This window comes from Cytobacillus sp. FSL K6-0129 (genome assembly GCF_038007625.1).
Classification (GTDB): Bacteria; Bacillota; Bacilli; order Bacillales; family Cytobacillaceae; genus Cytobacillus; species Cytobacillus kochii.
Genome location: NZ_JBBOXM010000001.1, coordinates 2,174,327 through 2,190,219 on the forward strand (window position 1 = coordinate 2,174,327; position 15,893 = coordinate 2,190,219).

Genomic DNA, 15,893 nt, shown 5'->3' on the forward strand with positions numbered 1-15,893 from the left:
GATATACTTAATTTATCGTTTAATTCTCAGGGCGTTAGGTTGTTGGTAGCAACCTTGCGCTATTTTTTTGTTTAAAGACTTCTTCTCATGCGATTAATCGGCGAATAATCATCGTGACTACGACGCATTTCTTCTGTATCCATCTGTATATAACGTCGCATTGTACGTATATCAGCCCAGCCTCCAATTTTCTGTAAAGTAAACGCATCACATCCGTTCAGTATCATATTTTTCGCCCATGTATGGCGATAGACGTGTGCCGTTACCTTCTTATCAGTAATGCCTGCCTTCTCTGCGTAATATTTCAGCCTTTTATTAAATTGGTTCTGACCTAATGGCTCGCCGTAGCATGATAAGAATACGCGATCAGTCTTGAAATGGGCTACGTTCTCATTGATTAATTGCAATAGCATCTTTACGACATGCGTTGATATCGGTACTAAGCGAGGCTTACGGTTCTTATTTCTATCGCCTGCTAACGTAATGAATCGCGTTTTAAAGTCGATATCGCCAGCTCTTAGGCCTATCAATTCATTTGCGCGTAAACCCGAATCTAATAGCAAGTTTATCGCTACGGCGTCTCTATAACCCACATAGTCGCGCATATTAGGTTGACGCAATATTTCTTTCACTTCTTCATTCGTTAAACAGTTCGTCAAGTCAATGTCCTGTCGAATCAGCTTAATTCTTTCAATCGGATTTATTTCGATTAACTCCTCGCGTTGAAGATAGTTAAATATCGCCCGTAATGTACGCAAATTGATATTAATAGTCGTATCAGATAAGCCGATTTCTTGTTTATTTGCGTCAATGTACTTATGGCCGTCGTACTTCCGTTTATCGTATTTCATGAAGTTTATGTAGTTGCGGAATACCTCGGCATTTAGCTCATCGACATTTTTGACCTCATAATTGTCATTCAGCCAGTCGGTAAAATACCCCCACATTTTCGTATAATCTCGTACTGTCCTATCGCGCACACCTTCCGCACGCTTGCCAGAAACAACTATATCGATTGCTTGCTCGAAAGTTAATTGCGGAAAATTCTTCGTATCTTGCGAAAGTTTATTGATGCGATTTCGTTTCTTTAACGCCAAAACAAAAACGACCTCCCCTAACGATTTTTTTTCATCGCTAAGAAAGGTCGTTATTATTAATCCTAAATCGCCCAAACAAGGGTTGTTTCCACGTCGTCAACTAATGCATATGGCGCCGATTTACTAATGCAATCGGCAACCCTGCGCATCAGTTATCGTTTAGATTATCGAGATAATATCCCGGCATCAAAATCGACTCAAAACGTTGATATACCGCCTAGCACTCTTCTGGCGTACCAACCTTAGTTGCGGTTCTAAAAGAAGATCCACAGCCGCAATTGGCAATCGCATTTGGGTTGTCGATTGTGAAACCGCCACCCATCATGGATTCTTTATAGTCTATTTTTGTCCCTTGTAGAATCGGTGCATCTTCTTTACTTACAACGATTTCAAGGCCATGTAATTCAAAAGGAATGTCGTCTTCTTCTACTTCTTGAGCAAAGCCCATTCCGTAAGATAATCCGCTACAGCCACCGCCCTTTACTGCTACACGTAGCTTGGCGTTCTCTTCTTCATTTTGTTTCATCATTTCTTTAATGTGAAGGGCTGCCGCTTCTGTAATCTCAACAACTTGATTCATCATAATCCCTCCAAGTTTATATTATAGGCTTAGTATATACTTCTTTACAGTGTTTCACAAACTTACTGCCTTCATTAACGTACCTATACCTTATTATATGGCAACAAAAGAGTAAAGGAACATTATTCTTCATCTAAATGTTGATAAATGTTATAAACTAATTCCTCCGCATTTTCCCCATGAATGATGTCATTGTCAACTAAAGCGAATAATAAATGCCGGCACTTCCCACAATATCCTAAACAGCCATATTCAATGACATCTAAATCATAATCATTTTTTAACTTTGCAAAGGCATGGTGAGAACCATTGGCCATATTTGTTATACAAAATTCTACAACAATCTTCCTCATAATATTAACTCCTTATTCGCTTCCTTTTCCTTCTTTTCAAGAAACTATAAATATCAGAATATTTTTACTCCGTCCTTTCTACATAAGTTTCCTTTTGTTTTCTGTTGTGATTTAGAGATAATTTCGTTATACTTTTTATGGGATTATGCAATATGGATGGTTATATTTATTTTTTTAAGATAATTTGGACACTTGTGTTTTTTCCATTGTATCAGATTATCTTCTTGTATGAGAACGGACAAAATAAAGGGGATATCAGCAAATGAAAAATCTTGTTATTCTAGGGGGAGGATACGGAGGAATGCGAGTGCTTGCTCGCCTTTTACCGAATCAACTGCCGGATGATGTTTCGATTACTCTCGTCGACCGGGTACCTTATCATTGTTTAAAAACAGAATACTATGCACTTGCCGCTGGAACGATTTCCGATCAACATGTACGTGTTGCTTTTCCAGAACACCCTCGCTTGAACATTCAATATGGAGATATTACAAAAATTGACACAAAAGAAAAGATGGTTCATTTAAACGATCAACAACCAATTTCATATGACGATCTAATTGTTGGACTTGGTTGTGAAGATAAATACCATAATGTTCCTGGGGCAGATGTATATACTCACAGTATTCAATCTATTGCCAAGTCACGAAAAACATATGAAACGCTGAATAATTTGCCAGCCGGTGCCATTGTTTCGATTGTTGGTGCTGGTCTCAGTGGTATCGAGTTAGCATCTGAACTAAATGAAAGCAGACCTGATTTAACGGTCAAGTTGTTTGATCGGGGGAATCGCATCTTATCTGCCTTCCCAGAGAGACTAAGTAAATATGTACAAAACTGGTTTAACTCTCGAAGCGTACAAGTCATTAACAACTCTAATATCACTAAAGTCGAAGAAGGCGCTCTATACAACCATGATGAGCGGATTGAAAGTGATGTCGTTGTATGGACTGCAGGTATTCAGCCGACACATGTTGTACGTGCGATGGATGTTGAAAAAGACAAACAGGGTAGAGTCGTATTAACCAAGTATCACAATATCCCTGATGACGAGCATGTATATGTAGTAGGTGACTGCGCAAGCCTTCCTCACGCACCAAGTGCGCAACTAGCTGAAGGACAAGCAGAACAAATTGTACAAGTCCTTTTAAAACGTTGGAAAAATGAAGAACTACCCGAAACCCTTCCAGTAATAAAACTAAAAGGAATCATGGGTTCTTTAGGTAAAAAACACGGCTTTGGTTTAGTTGCCGAACGTCCAATTACAGGACGAGTAGCACGCCTTATTAAATCAGGCATTCTTTGGATGTACAAATATCATAACGGTTAATCATTCACTAGATTATCTGCAATTTTATCATTCATTGATTTAAAAGGGTTTTTCAATCCTTTTAAATACAGGAAGTACAATTTCTTTTAGAGATTGTACTTTTTTTGTTGGGTTTTTATATTGCTCTTTCAATTGCCTTCAAAACTTTCAACAACATTGGCATAATTTGATAATCCATATCCAAGTGCTCCATACTGAATTCCAGTTCATGCTCTATCACTTTTCTCTAACATGAAAAAACATGAACCAACAACAACAACAACGGATGAAAGAGGAAAACTCGCAACTATCAAATCAACTAACGGGTTTAATGCCTAGGCCAATACCTTAGGTGATTCATCTCCAAGATACTCAGTGGCTCCCAACTGGGATTGCTTCTGGTGAAACAGCAAGCATAATCCGTAATGCATTGTTGTACCTATTCTTCTAATTCCTCTTTTGTTGCTCTTCCCAAAAAGGATTGTTTTTAATCATTGAATGTTAATTCAAAATAATTTATTATTATTCAAAAGTTATCTGGAGGGAAAAATGAATTATAAAATTATTGAAGAACTATCTTTAAACAATTGGCAGCCATTATCTACGTTACTTTACGATGGGTGGGTACTACGATTTTCAAATGGTTATACGAAACGTGCTAATTCAATTAATCCTATCCATTATTCAACTTATGATTTAAATCAAAAAATTAGAGAATGCGAGAAAAACTACTCTAATAATGAACTAAGTACTACATTTAAAATTACGCCTTTTGTTAAACCAGAAAATTTAGATGAGATTTTGGAGGAAAAAGCTTATTCTTTAATTGATTGTACAAGTGTTCAAACCATGGCGCTAAATGGCATCATAGAACCAACCTACCATTCTGTAAAACTAGATAGAAATATTAATATTGAGTGGCTAGATAATTTTTGTAGACTGAATAATGTTGAAGAAAAAAACAAAGATACGATGGTACAAATGTTGTCCAATATTACAACTCAAAAGTGCTTTATATCACTATATTATAAAGCAGATGTGATTGCCTGTGGTCTTGGGGTTATAGAAAGGGACTACATAGGACTTTATGATATTGTCACTGACATTAAATTTAGGAATCAAGGGTTTGGCGAACAGTTGATATTGAATTTACTAAAATGGGGGAAAGAAAATGGAGCTAAATACAGTTACCTAGCTGTTCTTTTGAATAATAAACCTGCATTAAGGCTTTATTCTAAAATTGGTTATTCGGAAATTTACAAGTATTGGTACAGAGTTAAAAAAAATGTTTGACCCAATCCTAATTCAACTATATCAGATAATTATAGATCCTCAACTACTCCATTATAGAGCGCTTTTGTTGAGCGAAATTTAGTCGTGGCAATTGTATAAACCATTTAATTAGATTGCCTTGATAAGATGAGAAAACGGAATATGAGAAGAATCAGATTGGACATGATTAGTCGAGTTTCTCTATATGTTTAGTAAGTAATAGGTATAAATACAATCTCTTTCCTCTTAATTTTAATAATATATGTAAAAGCAAAAAAAGGGGGGAAGATAATGCTGTTAGGATTTAACTATCATTCACATGAAAATTGTAATGAATGCAATATATATAAGTGTAAACCTTATTATATTAGAGGAGATACTGGGCCCACCGGTGTAACTGGTCCCATTGGTTTGACGGGAGATACTGGGCCCACCGGTGTGGCCGGACCCATTGGTTTAACTGGAGTTACTGGGCCCACCGGTATAACTGGACCCATTGGTTTAACAGGAGTTACTGGGCCCACCGGTGTGACTGGACCTATTGGTTTGACAGGAGTTACCGGACCCACCGGTATAACTGGACCTATTGGTTTGACAGGAGTTACTGGGCCCACCGGTATAACTGGACCTATTGGTTTGACAGGAGTTACTGGGCCCACCGGTATAACTGGACCTATTGGTTTGACAGGGGTTACCGGTCCCACCGGTATAACTGGACCTATTGGTTTGACAGGAGCTACTGGCCCCACCGGTGTAACTGGACCCATTGGTTTGACAGGGGTTACCGGTCCCACCGGTATAACTGGACCCATTGGTTTGACAGGGGTTACCGGTCCCACCGGTATAACTGGACCTATTGGTTTGACAGGAGCTACTGGCCCCACCGGTGTAACTGGACCCATTGGTTTGACAGGGGTTACCGGACTCACCGGTGTGACTGGGCCTATTGGTTTAACGGGGGTTACTGGGTTAACTGGAATAACGGGAGTAACAGGTCCAACTGGTGAAGCCTTTGTACCGCAGTACTTTAATGCTGCAGGAATTGGAGGAAACCAAGTAGTTGCTACAAATGAAGATGTGATTTTCGATCTATCTAGTCCAGCGTCAACTTCTGGTTTCACATTCACACCAGTATCATCAAATATAGTAGTAAATGTATCTGGTGTTTATCGTATTGACTATGCCTTATCATTACGTTCTGAAACAGGGGGAGGCACAATTAATTCTGCGTTTGCAGTAACCATTAACGGTGCTGCCCAACCCCTTTCCTTCTTTGGTGAAGAATATGTCACTTTTCCAGATACTGATAGAAGTCAATTTAACGGTTTTACAATCGTTTCTATCCCTGCTGGAGGAATAGTAACCATTAGAAACTTTAGTGCAACTATCAATTTGCTAGCTGGAACAGGGGTAGACAATCAAGCCATAAATCGTTCAGCAATTATTATACAAAGGGTTGGATAGGGTTTCCACAGGAGTAAGTCAACAACGAACATTCCCACTTACTCGCCTTTTATAGAATCATTGATTTGGATTACAAATGAAAGTTTTCTGCTCCGATAAGGAGGGAAATAGTTAAACAGGGGTTCGGAATACATTTTTTTCACCCCCCTTGCCACTAGCTTTAAAGGTTAAGCATTAAAGCGACTCGTTTATTTTATAATACACAGTAGTTGTGATACACATCTTAATATTAAAAATATAGTAGTTAATTTTATTTATGAAAACACAAGAAGGTTAGGTGAAGAGGTTCGGCATAGAAGAAGTTTAATTTTCGTGAACTTTATTATGACTGGAGAAAGGTGAAACAATCAATTTGAAGCAAAATAAATAGGTATGAATAAATGCTTATTTGTTATGCTCGAAATTGATATTTTGCTCTCCGGATGGATTCTTCTTTTTAGGCCGTAGAGTAAAATCTCTACGGTTTTTTGTGTTTAAAATTAGAGAAGGAATTAATATATGATCGTAATGAAAATTACTTAAATATAACTGACGAAAATCAATATGACTTTGCGACACTTATATATACTGTGATTATGGCACTCTTGCACCTATTGACTGAAAAAAATTATTACAACATATTTTTAGAAAAAAAGGCGGAAGTTTCTTTTTAGATGTCTTTACTGAGCATAAATACAATGTTTTTACAGAAAGTAATAATTGGTACTTCAGAAATAATGGAGGTTTTTGGTCTCCAGAAGGATATATAGAATTGAACCAAAATTTAAACTACGATGGTTATACTTCGCTTGAACAAACGACTATCATAACTCTAAAACACCCTCGGGTATTACCTTATTTCACTTATGAAACAAACGTACTTAATTCAATTTTTCTATACAGGTAACCAATGCTTTTGGTGGATATGATTCAAGCATGCGACTATATCCGATAGCTACTTGATCACCACTAACAATCCCCTCTAAAAGAAGCGGTGACTCTATATGTAATAATACAATTTGGTATTTTGCTTGTAATTCATCCATATCTAAATGGATGTCTTTGGCATGGAAATTTCCATCTTCTATTAAGATTTTTTCTTCTATATAAATATGTCCTACCAGTACACTCTTTTTTTCACAAGATGATGTATACAGTTCCATAGCTTTTACAGCGATTTGAGGAATTTGTGTTTGAGATATCTTACTATAGCTTACTTTCACTTTATCGCCGTTCTTTATACCCTCTGGAAGCTGAGGTGCTTTATATGATAGATAGTAGATAGTGTCGTACTTTTCTTTTAAACGATTTACATCAAGATGAAGGTCTGCCTGTTGAAAATCTTCATCACCAATTAACATATGCTTATCTAATAGAAGAAACCCTATTTTTGATCTTTCTCGAGATTCAAAAGAAGGGGAGGATAAATGCATATAAACGAAATAATTCAATCCCATAAGCAACAAAAAAATGACAATAAAACCTTTCATTCCGTTTCTCCTTTTTTACTTTTTTTCTATCACTTTTAAAAATTAGACTCATTTAGCTTTCAAAAGTTTCAACTAATAAAGGGCATTTCATAAAATATCCTTTTATCAATACGTATTCTCTTCAGGACAAAATTAAGTATCACCACAGTATTCTCTTGCTATAATGGTTGTTTTTTTACATAAAAACCAAATTCCTTTATAATGATATGAATTTTTACAAAAATAACAGTTTTCTTACTTTCTCTCTTTCTATTTTCTTATAGAGACTTGCCCTTTATAATGGCAAAGAAGCGCTTACAAAATAGTTAGGTTATATTCAAAATATTTCCTAAATAGAAAGAAGGGAGAAAATATAAATGAAGAAAAAGAGAAAAGGTTACTTGCAGCGTTCATTAGATAGTGTTGAAACAATTGGTAACAAATTGCCTCATCCCGTCACTTTATTCGCAATATTGTCATTAATTGTTTTGCTATTATCTGCTGGTCTATCACAACTAGGAATTAGGGTAGAGCACCCGGGCGAAGAAGGCAAAATGGTTGAAATTACTAACCTTTTAAGTGCAGAAGGTATCCAATATATATTTTCTAGTATGACAGATAACTTTATTGGGTTTGCCCCTCTAGGTGTCGTTTTAGTGACGATGTTAGGGATAGGTATTGCTGAGCGCTCAGGACTTATTAGTGCCTTATTACGTGGGTTTGTCTTATCAGTACCTAAGCGATTTATTACACTAGGATTAGTGTTCGCAGGAATCATGTCTAGTGTCGCTTCCGATGCAGGATATGTTGTATTACCGCCACTTGGTGCACTTCTTTTTGCAGCAGTAGGTAGACATCCATTGGCAGGATTAGCTGCAGCCTTTGCCGGGGTATCAGGAGGATTTAGTGCAAACCTTTTACTTTCAGGTACAGATGCATTATTAGGGGAGCTAACCATTGCAGGTGCTGCAATTATAGATCCTGTTTATGCAGAAGGTATGAGCATTGCCATGAATTATTGGTTCATTATTGTTTCTGTGTTTTTATTGACAGTTATAGGAGCGTGGGTAACAGAAAAAATTGTTGAACCACGACTTGGGGAATATAAAGGCGACTACAGGGAAAAAGTTGAAAAGTTAACAGCTATCGAAAAGAAGGGGTTAATCTGGTCAAGTGTTTCAATTGTAGTAGGAGTTATTTTAGCAGCATTACTCGTTTTACCGGAAGGTGCTCCAATGCGTGGTACTGGTGATCAACCAATTATCTCCTCTCCATTCATGAGTTCTTTAGTACCAATTATTGCGATTCTTTTCTTTATTCCAGGTTTAGTCTATGGCATGGTTACTAGAGAGATTAAAAATGATAAAGATGTGGCAAATCAACTCTCTGATACAATGGCGTCAATGGGAATGTTTATTGTACTAGCTTTTACAGCGGGACAATTTGTCGCTTACTTTAATGAATCTAATATTGGATTAGTTCTAGGGGTTTATGGTGCTGAATTCTTACAAAACATTAACCTCACAGGCATTCCATTAATTATCGTCTTTATTCTTATTGCTGCATTTATTAACATATTTATCGGCAGTGCTTCTGCAAAGTGGGCAATGATGGCTCCGGTATTTGTTCCAATTATGATGCAATTAGGTTATTCACCTGAACTTACTCAGATGGCCTATCGAATTGCAGATTCATCAACAAATATCATTTCTCCGTTGATGACGTATTTTGCCATTATTATTGCTTTTGCACAGAAATATGATAAAAAGATGGGAATTGGTACGCTTGTATCAACAATGATTCCTTATTCAATGTTCTTCTTAGTCGGATGGACACTTATGTTGATTGTGTGGATGTTACTTGGTATAGAGCTTGGACCAGGTGCACCGATTATGTATGAATAAATGCTTTTTTAACAAAAAATGCAGCCTCTATCTCATTCATCTGAGGTCAGAGGTTGCATCTTTTTTTCATTCACACCGCTGTAAATCCGTATTTCTCCATCTCCGCATAAATCACTTTCAACCTAGGATTACCTTCTCCAACAATTTGATCTTTGATTTTAACTACGGGATAAAACATATCTTCTTCAATTACACGAGAGGCAAAAGCTTTTTTTTCTTCATCTAATGGTGGGTTGAATATATCGACATATGATACTTTAAATTTTTGGTTTTCAAACTTTCTTGCCAGTGCCGCTTCAAGCCATTCGTATGTCTCTTTAGATGACGGTAAATTCACACAGCTTGCACATAGAACATCTGCTCCATATACAATAATCTCTAATTGGTCAGCCATGAAATGCTTCCCCCTTTTTCAATAAAAAAAATAATTTCACTCTTCATTCTATTTTACAATATAGTATAATAACAGACATAAGTAAATGTTTCCTTATCATAGATTTTTATGGTTATCTTGATTATAATATAGATATGAAAGGAGTCGATTTTAAATGGCAGAACAAGCAGAAATGACAGGTCAAGTCCAAGAAGTACTAGATAAATTAAGACCGTTCCTTCTTCGTGATGGAGGAGATTGTGAATTAGTAGATGTAGAAGACGGGATTGTAAAATTACGTCTTTTAGGCGCATGTGGTAGTTGCCCAAGTTCTACAATTACTCTTAAAGCAGGTATTGAACGTGCTCTTTTAGAAGAAGTTCCTGGTGTTGTGGAAGTAGAACAAGTTTTCTAATGCCTACTTAATTAAAAAAGCGATGTCACATGACATCGCTTTTTATTTTTGAACTATTTTCTTTATAAATACGACTACCGATTAAATCCATTTGCAATGGAACTACTTTCATTCCATGTAAACCTGCACTCAAGAGCGTTGCCAGTTTTTGTCCTTCCCCATCACGAGCTAAGCATAATATAGTCGGTCCTGCGCCACTTAGTGCTACACCAAGTGCACCATTCGCCATTGCAACTTTTTCTACTCCTTCAAGCTCTGGTACAATTTCTTTACGATAAGGTTGATGATAAAGATCTTTCATCATCATTTTACCCGCTTGTTCATAATCCCCACTAATAAGTGAAGCAATAAATACATTGCCAATTGCCCCTGCGTGAACAGCCTGTTTATAAGAAAGTTCCGTTGGCAATACTTGGCGCGATTTCTTCGTTAATAATTCAGATGTTGGGATACAAACGACAAAATCAACTTGAAGGTGGTATAGTGATAAAGCGTCTACACCATCATCTGTTTGACTACCGATTAGCAATCCTCCAAGCAGGGAAGCACCGACATTATCGGGATGTCCTTCTATTTCAGTTGCCCATTCGAGCTTTTGTTGTTTTGTTAATCGTAAATCACATAATGTATCAGCAAGTTCGATTCCAGCAACAATCGCTGCCGCACTTGAACCTAACCCTCTAGCAATGGGGATATCACTGCTCACCGTTAATCGACAAGGTGGGCATTCCTGATTGTATTTCTTTGCTGTTTGCATAGCCACTTGAATAATGTAATTCCGCTCATCTGTTGGAAACGTCATCAATCCTTCCGAAAGAGGAATGACTTCCCATTGATCATGGGTTGTTACCTCAAGTCGCAAATACAAATTGAGAGCCAAACCAATGGAATCAAAGCCTGGCCCTAAATTTGCTGTACTAGCAGGTACTTCAATGACTAGCATTTCACCTGCCATCATACGTGGACAACTCCCTTTATATGCGCTGCCACAGCTTGCTCATCATTTGGCAATTTCACAGGTTGAACGGGACTCGCATCAATCGCCGTATTCGGATCTTTCAATCCATTTCCAGTTAAAACTGCTACTACTTTTGTTTGATGCTTAATTTCTCCATTACGTAATTGCTTATATACTCCTGCAAGAGAGGCACATGATGCCGGTTCAGCGAAAATCCCCTCTGATGAAGCTAATTTTCTATACATACAAAGAATCTCTTCGTCACTGACTTCATCAATTTTCCCTTGCGATTCTTTCGCTGCATTCACAGCTAAATCCCAGCTTGCTGGATTACCGATACGGATAGCTGTAGCAACTGTTTCAGGGTTTTCAAAAACACGATTATGAACAATAGCTGCTGCACCCTCTGCTTCAAATCCATGCATTTTTGGTAGGCCTGTTTGTTTAGCTTGATGATATTCTTTAAACCCTTTCCAGTAAGCGCTAATATTGCCCGCGTTTCCAACTGGTAAGGAGAGAATATCTGGCGCCTTCCCACCTAACTGATCACAAATTTCAAATGCTGCTGTTTTTTGCCCCTCAAGACGATAAGGGTTTACAGAGTTTACCAATGTAACAGCTTCTGTTTCACTAATTTTTCTAACCATTGATAAAGCTTGATCAAAATTCCCTTCAATTGAAACCACTTCTGCCCCGTACATGACTGCCTGTGCTAATTTTCCCATAGCGATTTTTCCTTCAGGAATCACGACAATACATCTTAGACCAGATCTCGCTGCATAGGCTGCTGCCGCTGCTGAAGTATTACCTGTAGATGCACAAATAATTGCTTCACTTCCAGCTTCTTTCGCTTTAGCTACAGCCATAACCATACCGCGGTCTTTAAATGAACCTGTTGGGTTTGCTCCTTCTGTTTTCACATATAAATCAATGCCCCAATCTCTTGAAAGGTTATCTAACCGAATTAAAGGAGTGTTGCCTTCATTTAGTGTTAGCATCGGAGTATTTTCAGTTATTGGTAAAAAATCTTTATATGATTGTAATAAGCCTTCCCATCTCATCGTTTGGCTCCTCCTTCTACACGATACGAACTTTTAATCTCTTTTACTGCCTCTAAGTCTCTTAAATGAAGCATAATATTTTCATAGTCTTCTAACGATGCTTGGTGTGTAACCACTACAATTTCAGCTAGTTCTTTCTCTTTGACAGGTACTTGTAGAATCTTCTCGAAACTCACACCTCTTTGCGAGAAGATATTTGTGATATTAGCGAAAACACCGACTTCATCACTTACATGTAAGCGCAGGAAGTATTTGGCGAGAATTTCATTATCGTCTTTTAATTTCTTCTCAAACTGTGGAACTGCCGCACTTCTTCCATTAACTCCTAATCTCATATTCTTCATGACTGCAACCAAGTCTGAAACAACAGCTGTTGCTGTAGGTAAGCTTCCCGCTCCTGGACCATAAAACATTGTTTCACCCACTGCCTCACCATACACATATACGGCGTTATATTCATCCTGTACACCCGCAAGTGGATGGGTTTCTGCTAACATCGTCGGTTGTACACTCACTTCTACTTTTTCGCCTTCTCGGTGAGCGATCCCAATTAATTTCATTGAATAGCCGAGTTGCTTCGCATATTGTAAATCTTCTTCCGTGATTTCCGTAATCCCGTTAACCTTCACATCATCTAAATCAATATTCATAGAGAAGCCTAATGTTGATAGAATGGCCATTTTTCTAGCTGCATCTAACCCTTCTACATCAGCAGTAGGGTCACTTTCTGCATAACCAAGTGCTTGTGCCTCTTTTAGAACCTCTTCGTAAGCACTGCCCTCTTTACTCATTTTTGTCAAAATAAAGTTTGTCGTGCCGTTAACAATGCCCATCATTTTCGTAATGCGGTCAGATGCTAAACCATCTACTAGCCCTCTTAAAATAGGAATACCACCAGCTACACTTGCTTCATAAAATAAGTCACATTGATTTTCCGAAGCAGATTGTAATAATTCCGGCCCATAAACCGCCATTAAATCCTTATTAGCTGTCACAATATGCTTATGGTGATTGATTGCTTCTTGGAGATAATCCTTCGTTTTCTCCAGTCCACCCATCACTTCGATGACTACATCTATATTATCGTTCTTTAAGATATCATCAGGGTTCGCTGTAAGTAGCTCTGGGTTTATTTCTACCTCTCGCTCTTTATCTAACTCTCTCACCAGAATTTTACTCACCTTTACCGGGCATCCAATTTGATGCATAAGCTTATCCTGGTTTCTTTCAATGATTTTTACTACACCTGAACCTACTGTGCCCAAACCTAATAAACCGATCGAGATTGCTTCCATTTCCGTTCCCCCTTAGATTGTTCTTATAGAAAGTACATTTGTATTTGTATAGTAGACATTATAGACCTGTTTCTTGTCTTTGACAATAGGAGAACGTAGTTTTTTCTATTTTTCTATTAACGCTTTATCTTATAAAAATTTATAGAATCCGACTCTTGAAAATAAAAAAAGACATTTTCATAAAAACTGAAAATGTCTTCATCCTGCTTATTCTTTATTTTTTTTCACAAAAATAACTATACATTCAATAAGTGCCACGATAATGAGGGATATACCAAATAAAGGCATCAGTATACCTAAAAGGACCATTAACACTATAAAACCAATGGATAGTCCTTTAAAATTTTTCGGTGGTGCAGAAAACTTGTCTTTTTTCTTCCGCGAAAGCCATGTTTTAAAACCCCAAAAAATAACAAAAAGAAAAGCAAGACAAACTACTAAGTTTAAAACCTTATTTGGCCAGCCAAATAAATGACCTTCATGTAATGGAATCCCCCATGTAAACCATTTTTGCAAAAGATTATAATCCTCATAATTAACAGCGGCGATGTATTCACCGGAATATTGGTCAAAGTAAGTAGTCATTTCTTCTGACGGACTCACATCCAAACCCGTCACACCGGAATTGCTTCCTTTAGAAACGATATAAACACCGTCATCAGCAGAAGGATAAACAATAGAATAAGGTTTACTAATATTTTCACTTTCCACTTCATCTATTAATTGCCCTACTGAAATCATAAACTCATTATGTTCACTCTGAGAGGATCCTCCGTGATGATGGGCATGAGGATCATCAGATGCTGGGGTTTCCTCTTGCCTTGTCGCCCACGGGATCTCATTAATATCAGATGTTGGTGGATTTAATTCCAGTTCAGGTGCATTATTACTGGCAGTTGTATAGATTATATTCCCCATAACCGCAGACCACGGTAAGCCCGTGAAAATAATAACTACCATTGGAATGGTAATGATTACACCTATAAGTGCATGTAATTTTTTATTACGAAAGTTCTTAGAACCATTTGCTTTTCTCGTTAAGATCTTCCCTTTAAAAGTCATATACAACCCACTGATTAGTAGAAAGATGGCCCAACAGGCCGCTAGTTCAACTAAATAATTGACCGGTGTTCCTCCTACAAATAGGGAGCTATGTATGCTACGCATCACATTTGAGTATGTATTGGCTGCATTCTGACTCCCAACAATTTGGTTTTGTTCATCAAGGAAAACATACTTTTGCTCCCCAGCCTCATCTGTTAAAGTTAAACGAGTATTATATGGCTCCTCAATGATACTAATCTTTGTAACAGCAAACCCATGAAAGTCTTTTTCAACTTTCTCAATTCCTTCTTCTATCGTTAATTGTTCATTGCTTTCACTATCTCCAAAGAATAAATCATCATATAATTGATTTTCGACTTCTGGAAAAAACAAATAACCAATTCCTGAAAGAGTTAATGTAATAAGTAAGGGAGCAATAAAAATCCCCGCAAAAAAATGCCATCTCCAAAAACGATTATAAAATCCCTTTTTCATCTTGTATGCTCCTACTCTATAATCATAAAATTAGTTCGAATGACAACAGCCACCAGACATTTGCTTCACAATTTCTTTTATCGCTTCTTCAAACGGTAAGATTTCTCCGCCAAACCCTTGTTGGAATTGTTTGGCATGTTTATAAGAATTGAAACAAATCACTTGAGGGTGGCAGCAATTTAAATCAAGGTCAGCATTAATTAAATACAATGCTGCTTTTGCGCTCATCGTCGTATCTTTTAAGAAGTCTCTACAAATAATTTGTGTCACATCTTCCTTAATATCTTCATAACGTAATAATCCACAATGAGGACAACATGTTTGCTCAATCACATCATTCTCTCTGATGATTTGCACTGATAATCTTGCTTGCAATGGTTTCAAACAATAAGTACATTGGTTCTCTTTCGTTATATTTCTTGGAATGAGTGCAATCCCGTTAGATGTTTTAATGATTTTATCCTGTTTCAATAATGGTTTTATATCTCGATAAACTGTCATTTCTGATACGCCTAGTCTCTTACTAATTGTCGAAACTTTTAATGATCCTTCTTTCTCTAGCCAATCTATCATTTTTTCTCTTCTTTCAATTGGCAACATGAAATCCCTCCTCAAAAATATTTATGTTAGTAAAAGTGAATTCATAACGAATAATAACATAAAATCACATATTTTCATTAGTTACTCTAAACAATTACTAAAAGGTTTGCTATCTATACACACTCTCTTCATATATATTGGTTTTTTTTCACATTTCAAAAAACACCATGATGAAAAAGAAATGTACTTGTGGATTATTTTTTAGGAGCATAAAGATAAATGAAA

15 protein-coding genes are annotated in these 15,893 nt (G+C 37.1%); 5 read left to right on the forward strand and 10 right to left on the reverse strand.

Going from position 1 to position 15,893, the window contains the following annotated elements; genetic code table 11:
* Positions 1-71 precede the first annotated feature (71 nt).
* From MHI57_RS10840 to MHI57_RS10850, 3 genes are all read right to left on the reverse strand, one after another.
* A complete protein-coding gene (locus MHI57_RS10840) occupies positions 72-1,097 on the reverse strand; it encodes a tyrosine-type recombinase/integrase (RefSeq protein WP_340976334.1) in 1,026 nt (341 codons plus the stop codon).
* A 217-nt stretch (positions 1,098-1,314) separates the two neighbouring features.
* Positions 1,315-1,677, reverse strand: a complete 363-nt coding sequence (locus MHI57_RS10845) for a HesB/IscA family protein (RefSeq protein ID WP_191817221.1) — start codon at positions 1,675-1,677, stop codon at positions 1,315-1,317.
* 122 nt (positions 1,678-1,799) lie between these two features.
* On the reverse strand, positions 1,800-2,030 hold the full coding sequence (locus tag MHI57_RS10850; protein WP_095372032.1) for a DUF1450 domain-containing protein: 231 nt from the start codon (positions 2,028-2,030) through the stop codon (positions 1,800-1,802).
* Between the two features lie 262 nt (positions 2,031-2,292).
* On the opposite strand from MHI57_RS10850, the gene MHI57_RS10855 reads away from it, so the two are divergent.
* The 3 genes from MHI57_RS10855 to MHI57_RS10865 all read left to right on the forward strand — a co-directional run bounded on the left by MHI57_RS10855 (position 2,293) and on the right by MHI57_RS10865 (position 6,075).
* Positions 2,293-3,360 carry an NAD(P)/FAD-dependent oxidoreductase gene (locus tag MHI57_RS10855; RefSeq protein ID WP_095372031.1) on the forward strand — a complete coding sequence of 356 codons (1,068 nt, stop codon included), beginning with the start codon at positions 2,293-2,295 and terminating at the stop codon, positions 3,358-3,360.
* Between the two features lie 528 nt (positions 3,361-3,888).
* Positions 3,889-4,632, forward strand: coding sequence for a GNAT family N-acetyltransferase (locus MHI57_RS10860; protein ID WP_307318353.1), 744 nt, complete (start codon positions 3,889-3,891; stop codon positions 4,630-4,632).
* Positions 4,633-4,902: 270 nt separating this feature from the next.
* Positions 4,903-6,075 (forward strand): hypothetical protein, encoded by a 1,173-nt coding sequence (locus tag MHI57_RS10865; RefSeq protein WP_340976338.1) that lies wholly within the window; start codon positions 4,903-4,905, stop codon positions 6,073-6,075.
* Positions 6,076-6,935: 860 nt separating this feature from the next.
* On the opposite strand, the gene MHI57_RS10870 is transcribed toward MHI57_RS10865, so the two are convergent.
* Positions 6,936-7,544 (reverse strand): hypothetical protein, encoded by a 609-nt coding sequence (locus tag MHI57_RS10870; RefSeq protein ID WP_340976339.1) that lies wholly within the window; start codon positions 7,542-7,544, stop codon positions 6,936-6,938.
* Positions 7,545-7,900: 356 nt separating this feature from the next.
* On the opposite strand from MHI57_RS10870, the gene MHI57_RS10875 reads away from it, so the two are divergent.
* Positions 7,901-9,427 carry an AbgT family transporter gene (locus MHI57_RS10875; RefSeq protein WP_340976340.1) on the forward strand — a complete coding sequence of 509 codons (1,527 nt, stop codon included), beginning with the start codon at positions 7,901-7,903 and terminating at the stop codon, positions 9,425-9,427.
* Between the two features lie 70 nt (positions 9,428-9,497).
* Here MHI57_RS10875 and MHI57_RS10880 read toward each other — a convergent pair whose 3' ends face one another.
* A complete protein-coding gene (locus tag MHI57_RS10880) occupies positions 9,498-9,821 on the reverse strand; it encodes a YuzD family protein (protein ID WP_095372025.1) in 324 nt (107 codons plus the stop codon).
* Positions 9,822-9,975: 154 nt separating this feature from the next.
* Here MHI57_RS10880 and MHI57_RS10885 point away from each other — a divergent pair, with 154 nt between their 5' ends.
* On the forward strand, positions 9,976-10,215 hold the full coding sequence (locus tag MHI57_RS10885; RefSeq protein ID WP_095372024.1) for a NifU family protein: 240 nt from the start codon (positions 9,976-9,978) through the stop codon (positions 10,213-10,215).
* Positions 10,216-10,240: 25 nt separating this feature from the next.
* Here the strand turns inward: MHI57_RS10885 and thrB are convergent, their stop codons facing one another.
* The 5 genes from thrB to MHI57_RS10910 form a co-directional block, all read right to left on the reverse strand.
* Entirely contained in the window at positions 10,241-11,173 is a 933-nt protein-coding gene (gene thrB / locus MHI57_RS10890) for a homoserine kinase (RefSeq protein WP_095372023.1), read from the reverse strand.
* On the reverse strand, positions 11,170-12,234 hold the full coding sequence (gene thrC / locus MHI57_RS10895) for a threonine synthase (RefSeq protein ID WP_095372022.1): 1,065 nt from the start codon (positions 12,232-12,234) through the stop codon (positions 11,170-11,172). Before thrC ends, thrB begins: the two co-directional genes overlap by 4 nt.
* Positions 12,231-13,529, reverse strand: coding sequence for a homoserine dehydrogenase (locus MHI57_RS10900; protein WP_340976342.1), 1,299 nt, complete (start codon positions 13,527-13,529; stop codon positions 12,231-12,233). The genes thrC and MHI57_RS10900 overlap by 4 nt, the downstream gene beginning before the upstream one ends.
* A gap of 207 nt (positions 13,530-13,736) precedes the next feature.
* On the reverse strand, positions 13,737-15,068 hold the full coding sequence (locus tag MHI57_RS10905; RefSeq protein ID WP_340976345.1) for a PepSY-associated TM helix domain-containing protein: 1,332 nt from the start codon (positions 15,066-15,068) through the stop codon (positions 13,737-13,739).
* A gap of 30 nt (positions 15,069-15,098) precedes the next feature.
* A complete protein-coding gene (locus MHI57_RS10910) occupies positions 15,099-15,668 on the reverse strand; it encodes a DeoR family transcriptional regulator (protein ID WP_095372019.1) in 570 nt (189 codons plus the stop codon).
* Positions 15,669-15,893 lie beyond the last annotated feature (225 nt).

Excerpts from the sequence above, each read along its gene's own strand:
- MHI57_RS10865 (WP_340976338.1), top strand. The coding sequence starts at position 4,903 with ATGCTGTTAGGATTTAACTATCATTCACATGAAAATTGTAATGAATGC.
- MHI57_RS10905 (WP_340976345.1), bottom strand. The coding sequence starts at position 15,068 with ATGAAAAAGGGATTTTATAATCGTTTTTGGAGATGGCATTTTTTTGCG.
- MHI57_RS10870 (WP_340976339.1), bottom strand. The coding sequence starts at position 7,544 with ATGAAAGGTTTTATTGTCATTTTTTTGTTGCTTATGGGATTGAATTAT.
- MHI57_RS10900 (WP_340976342.1), bottom strand. The coding sequence starts at position 13,529 with ATGGAAGCAATCTCGATCGGTTTATTAGGTTTGGGCACAGTAGGTTCA.
- MHI57_RS10875 (WP_340976340.1), top strand. The coding sequence starts at position 7,901 with ATGAAGAAAAAGAGAAAAGGTTACTTGCAGCGTTCATTAGATAGTGTT.
- MHI57_RS10880 (WP_095372025.1), bottom strand. The coding sequence starts at position 9,821 with ATGGCTGACCAATTAGAGATTATTGTATATGGAGCAGATGTTCTATGT.
- MHI57_RS10885 (WP_095372024.1), top strand. The coding sequence starts at position 9,976 with ATGGCAGAACAAGCAGAAATGACAGGTCAAGTCCAAGAAGTACTAGAT.
- MHI57_RS10850 (WP_095372032.1), bottom strand. The coding sequence starts at position 2,030 with ATGAGGAAGATTGTTGTAGAATTTTGTATAACAAATATGGCCAATGGT.
- MHI57_RS10845 (WP_191817221.1), bottom strand. The coding sequence starts at position 1,677 with ATGAATCAAGTTGTTGAGATTACAGAAGCGGCAGCCCTTCACATTAAA.
- MHI57_RS10910 (WP_095372019.1), bottom strand. The coding sequence starts at position 15,668 with ATGTTGCCAATTGAAAGAAGAGAAAAAATGATAGATTGGCTAGAGAAA.
- thrC (WP_095372022.1), bottom strand. The coding sequence starts at position 12,234 with ATGAGATGGGAAGGCTTATTACAATCATATAAAGATTTTTTACCAATA.
- thrB (WP_095372023.1), bottom strand. The coding sequence starts at position 11,173 with ATGATGGCAGGTGAAATGCTAGTCATTGAAGTACCTGCTAGTACAGCA.
- MHI57_RS10860 (WP_307318353.1), top strand. The coding sequence starts at position 3,889 with ATGAATTATAAAATTATTGAAGAACTATCTTTAAACAATTGGCAGCCA.
- MHI57_RS10855 (WP_095372031.1), top strand. The coding sequence starts at position 2,293 with ATGAAAAATCTTGTTATTCTAGGGGGAGGATACGGAGGAATGCGAGTG.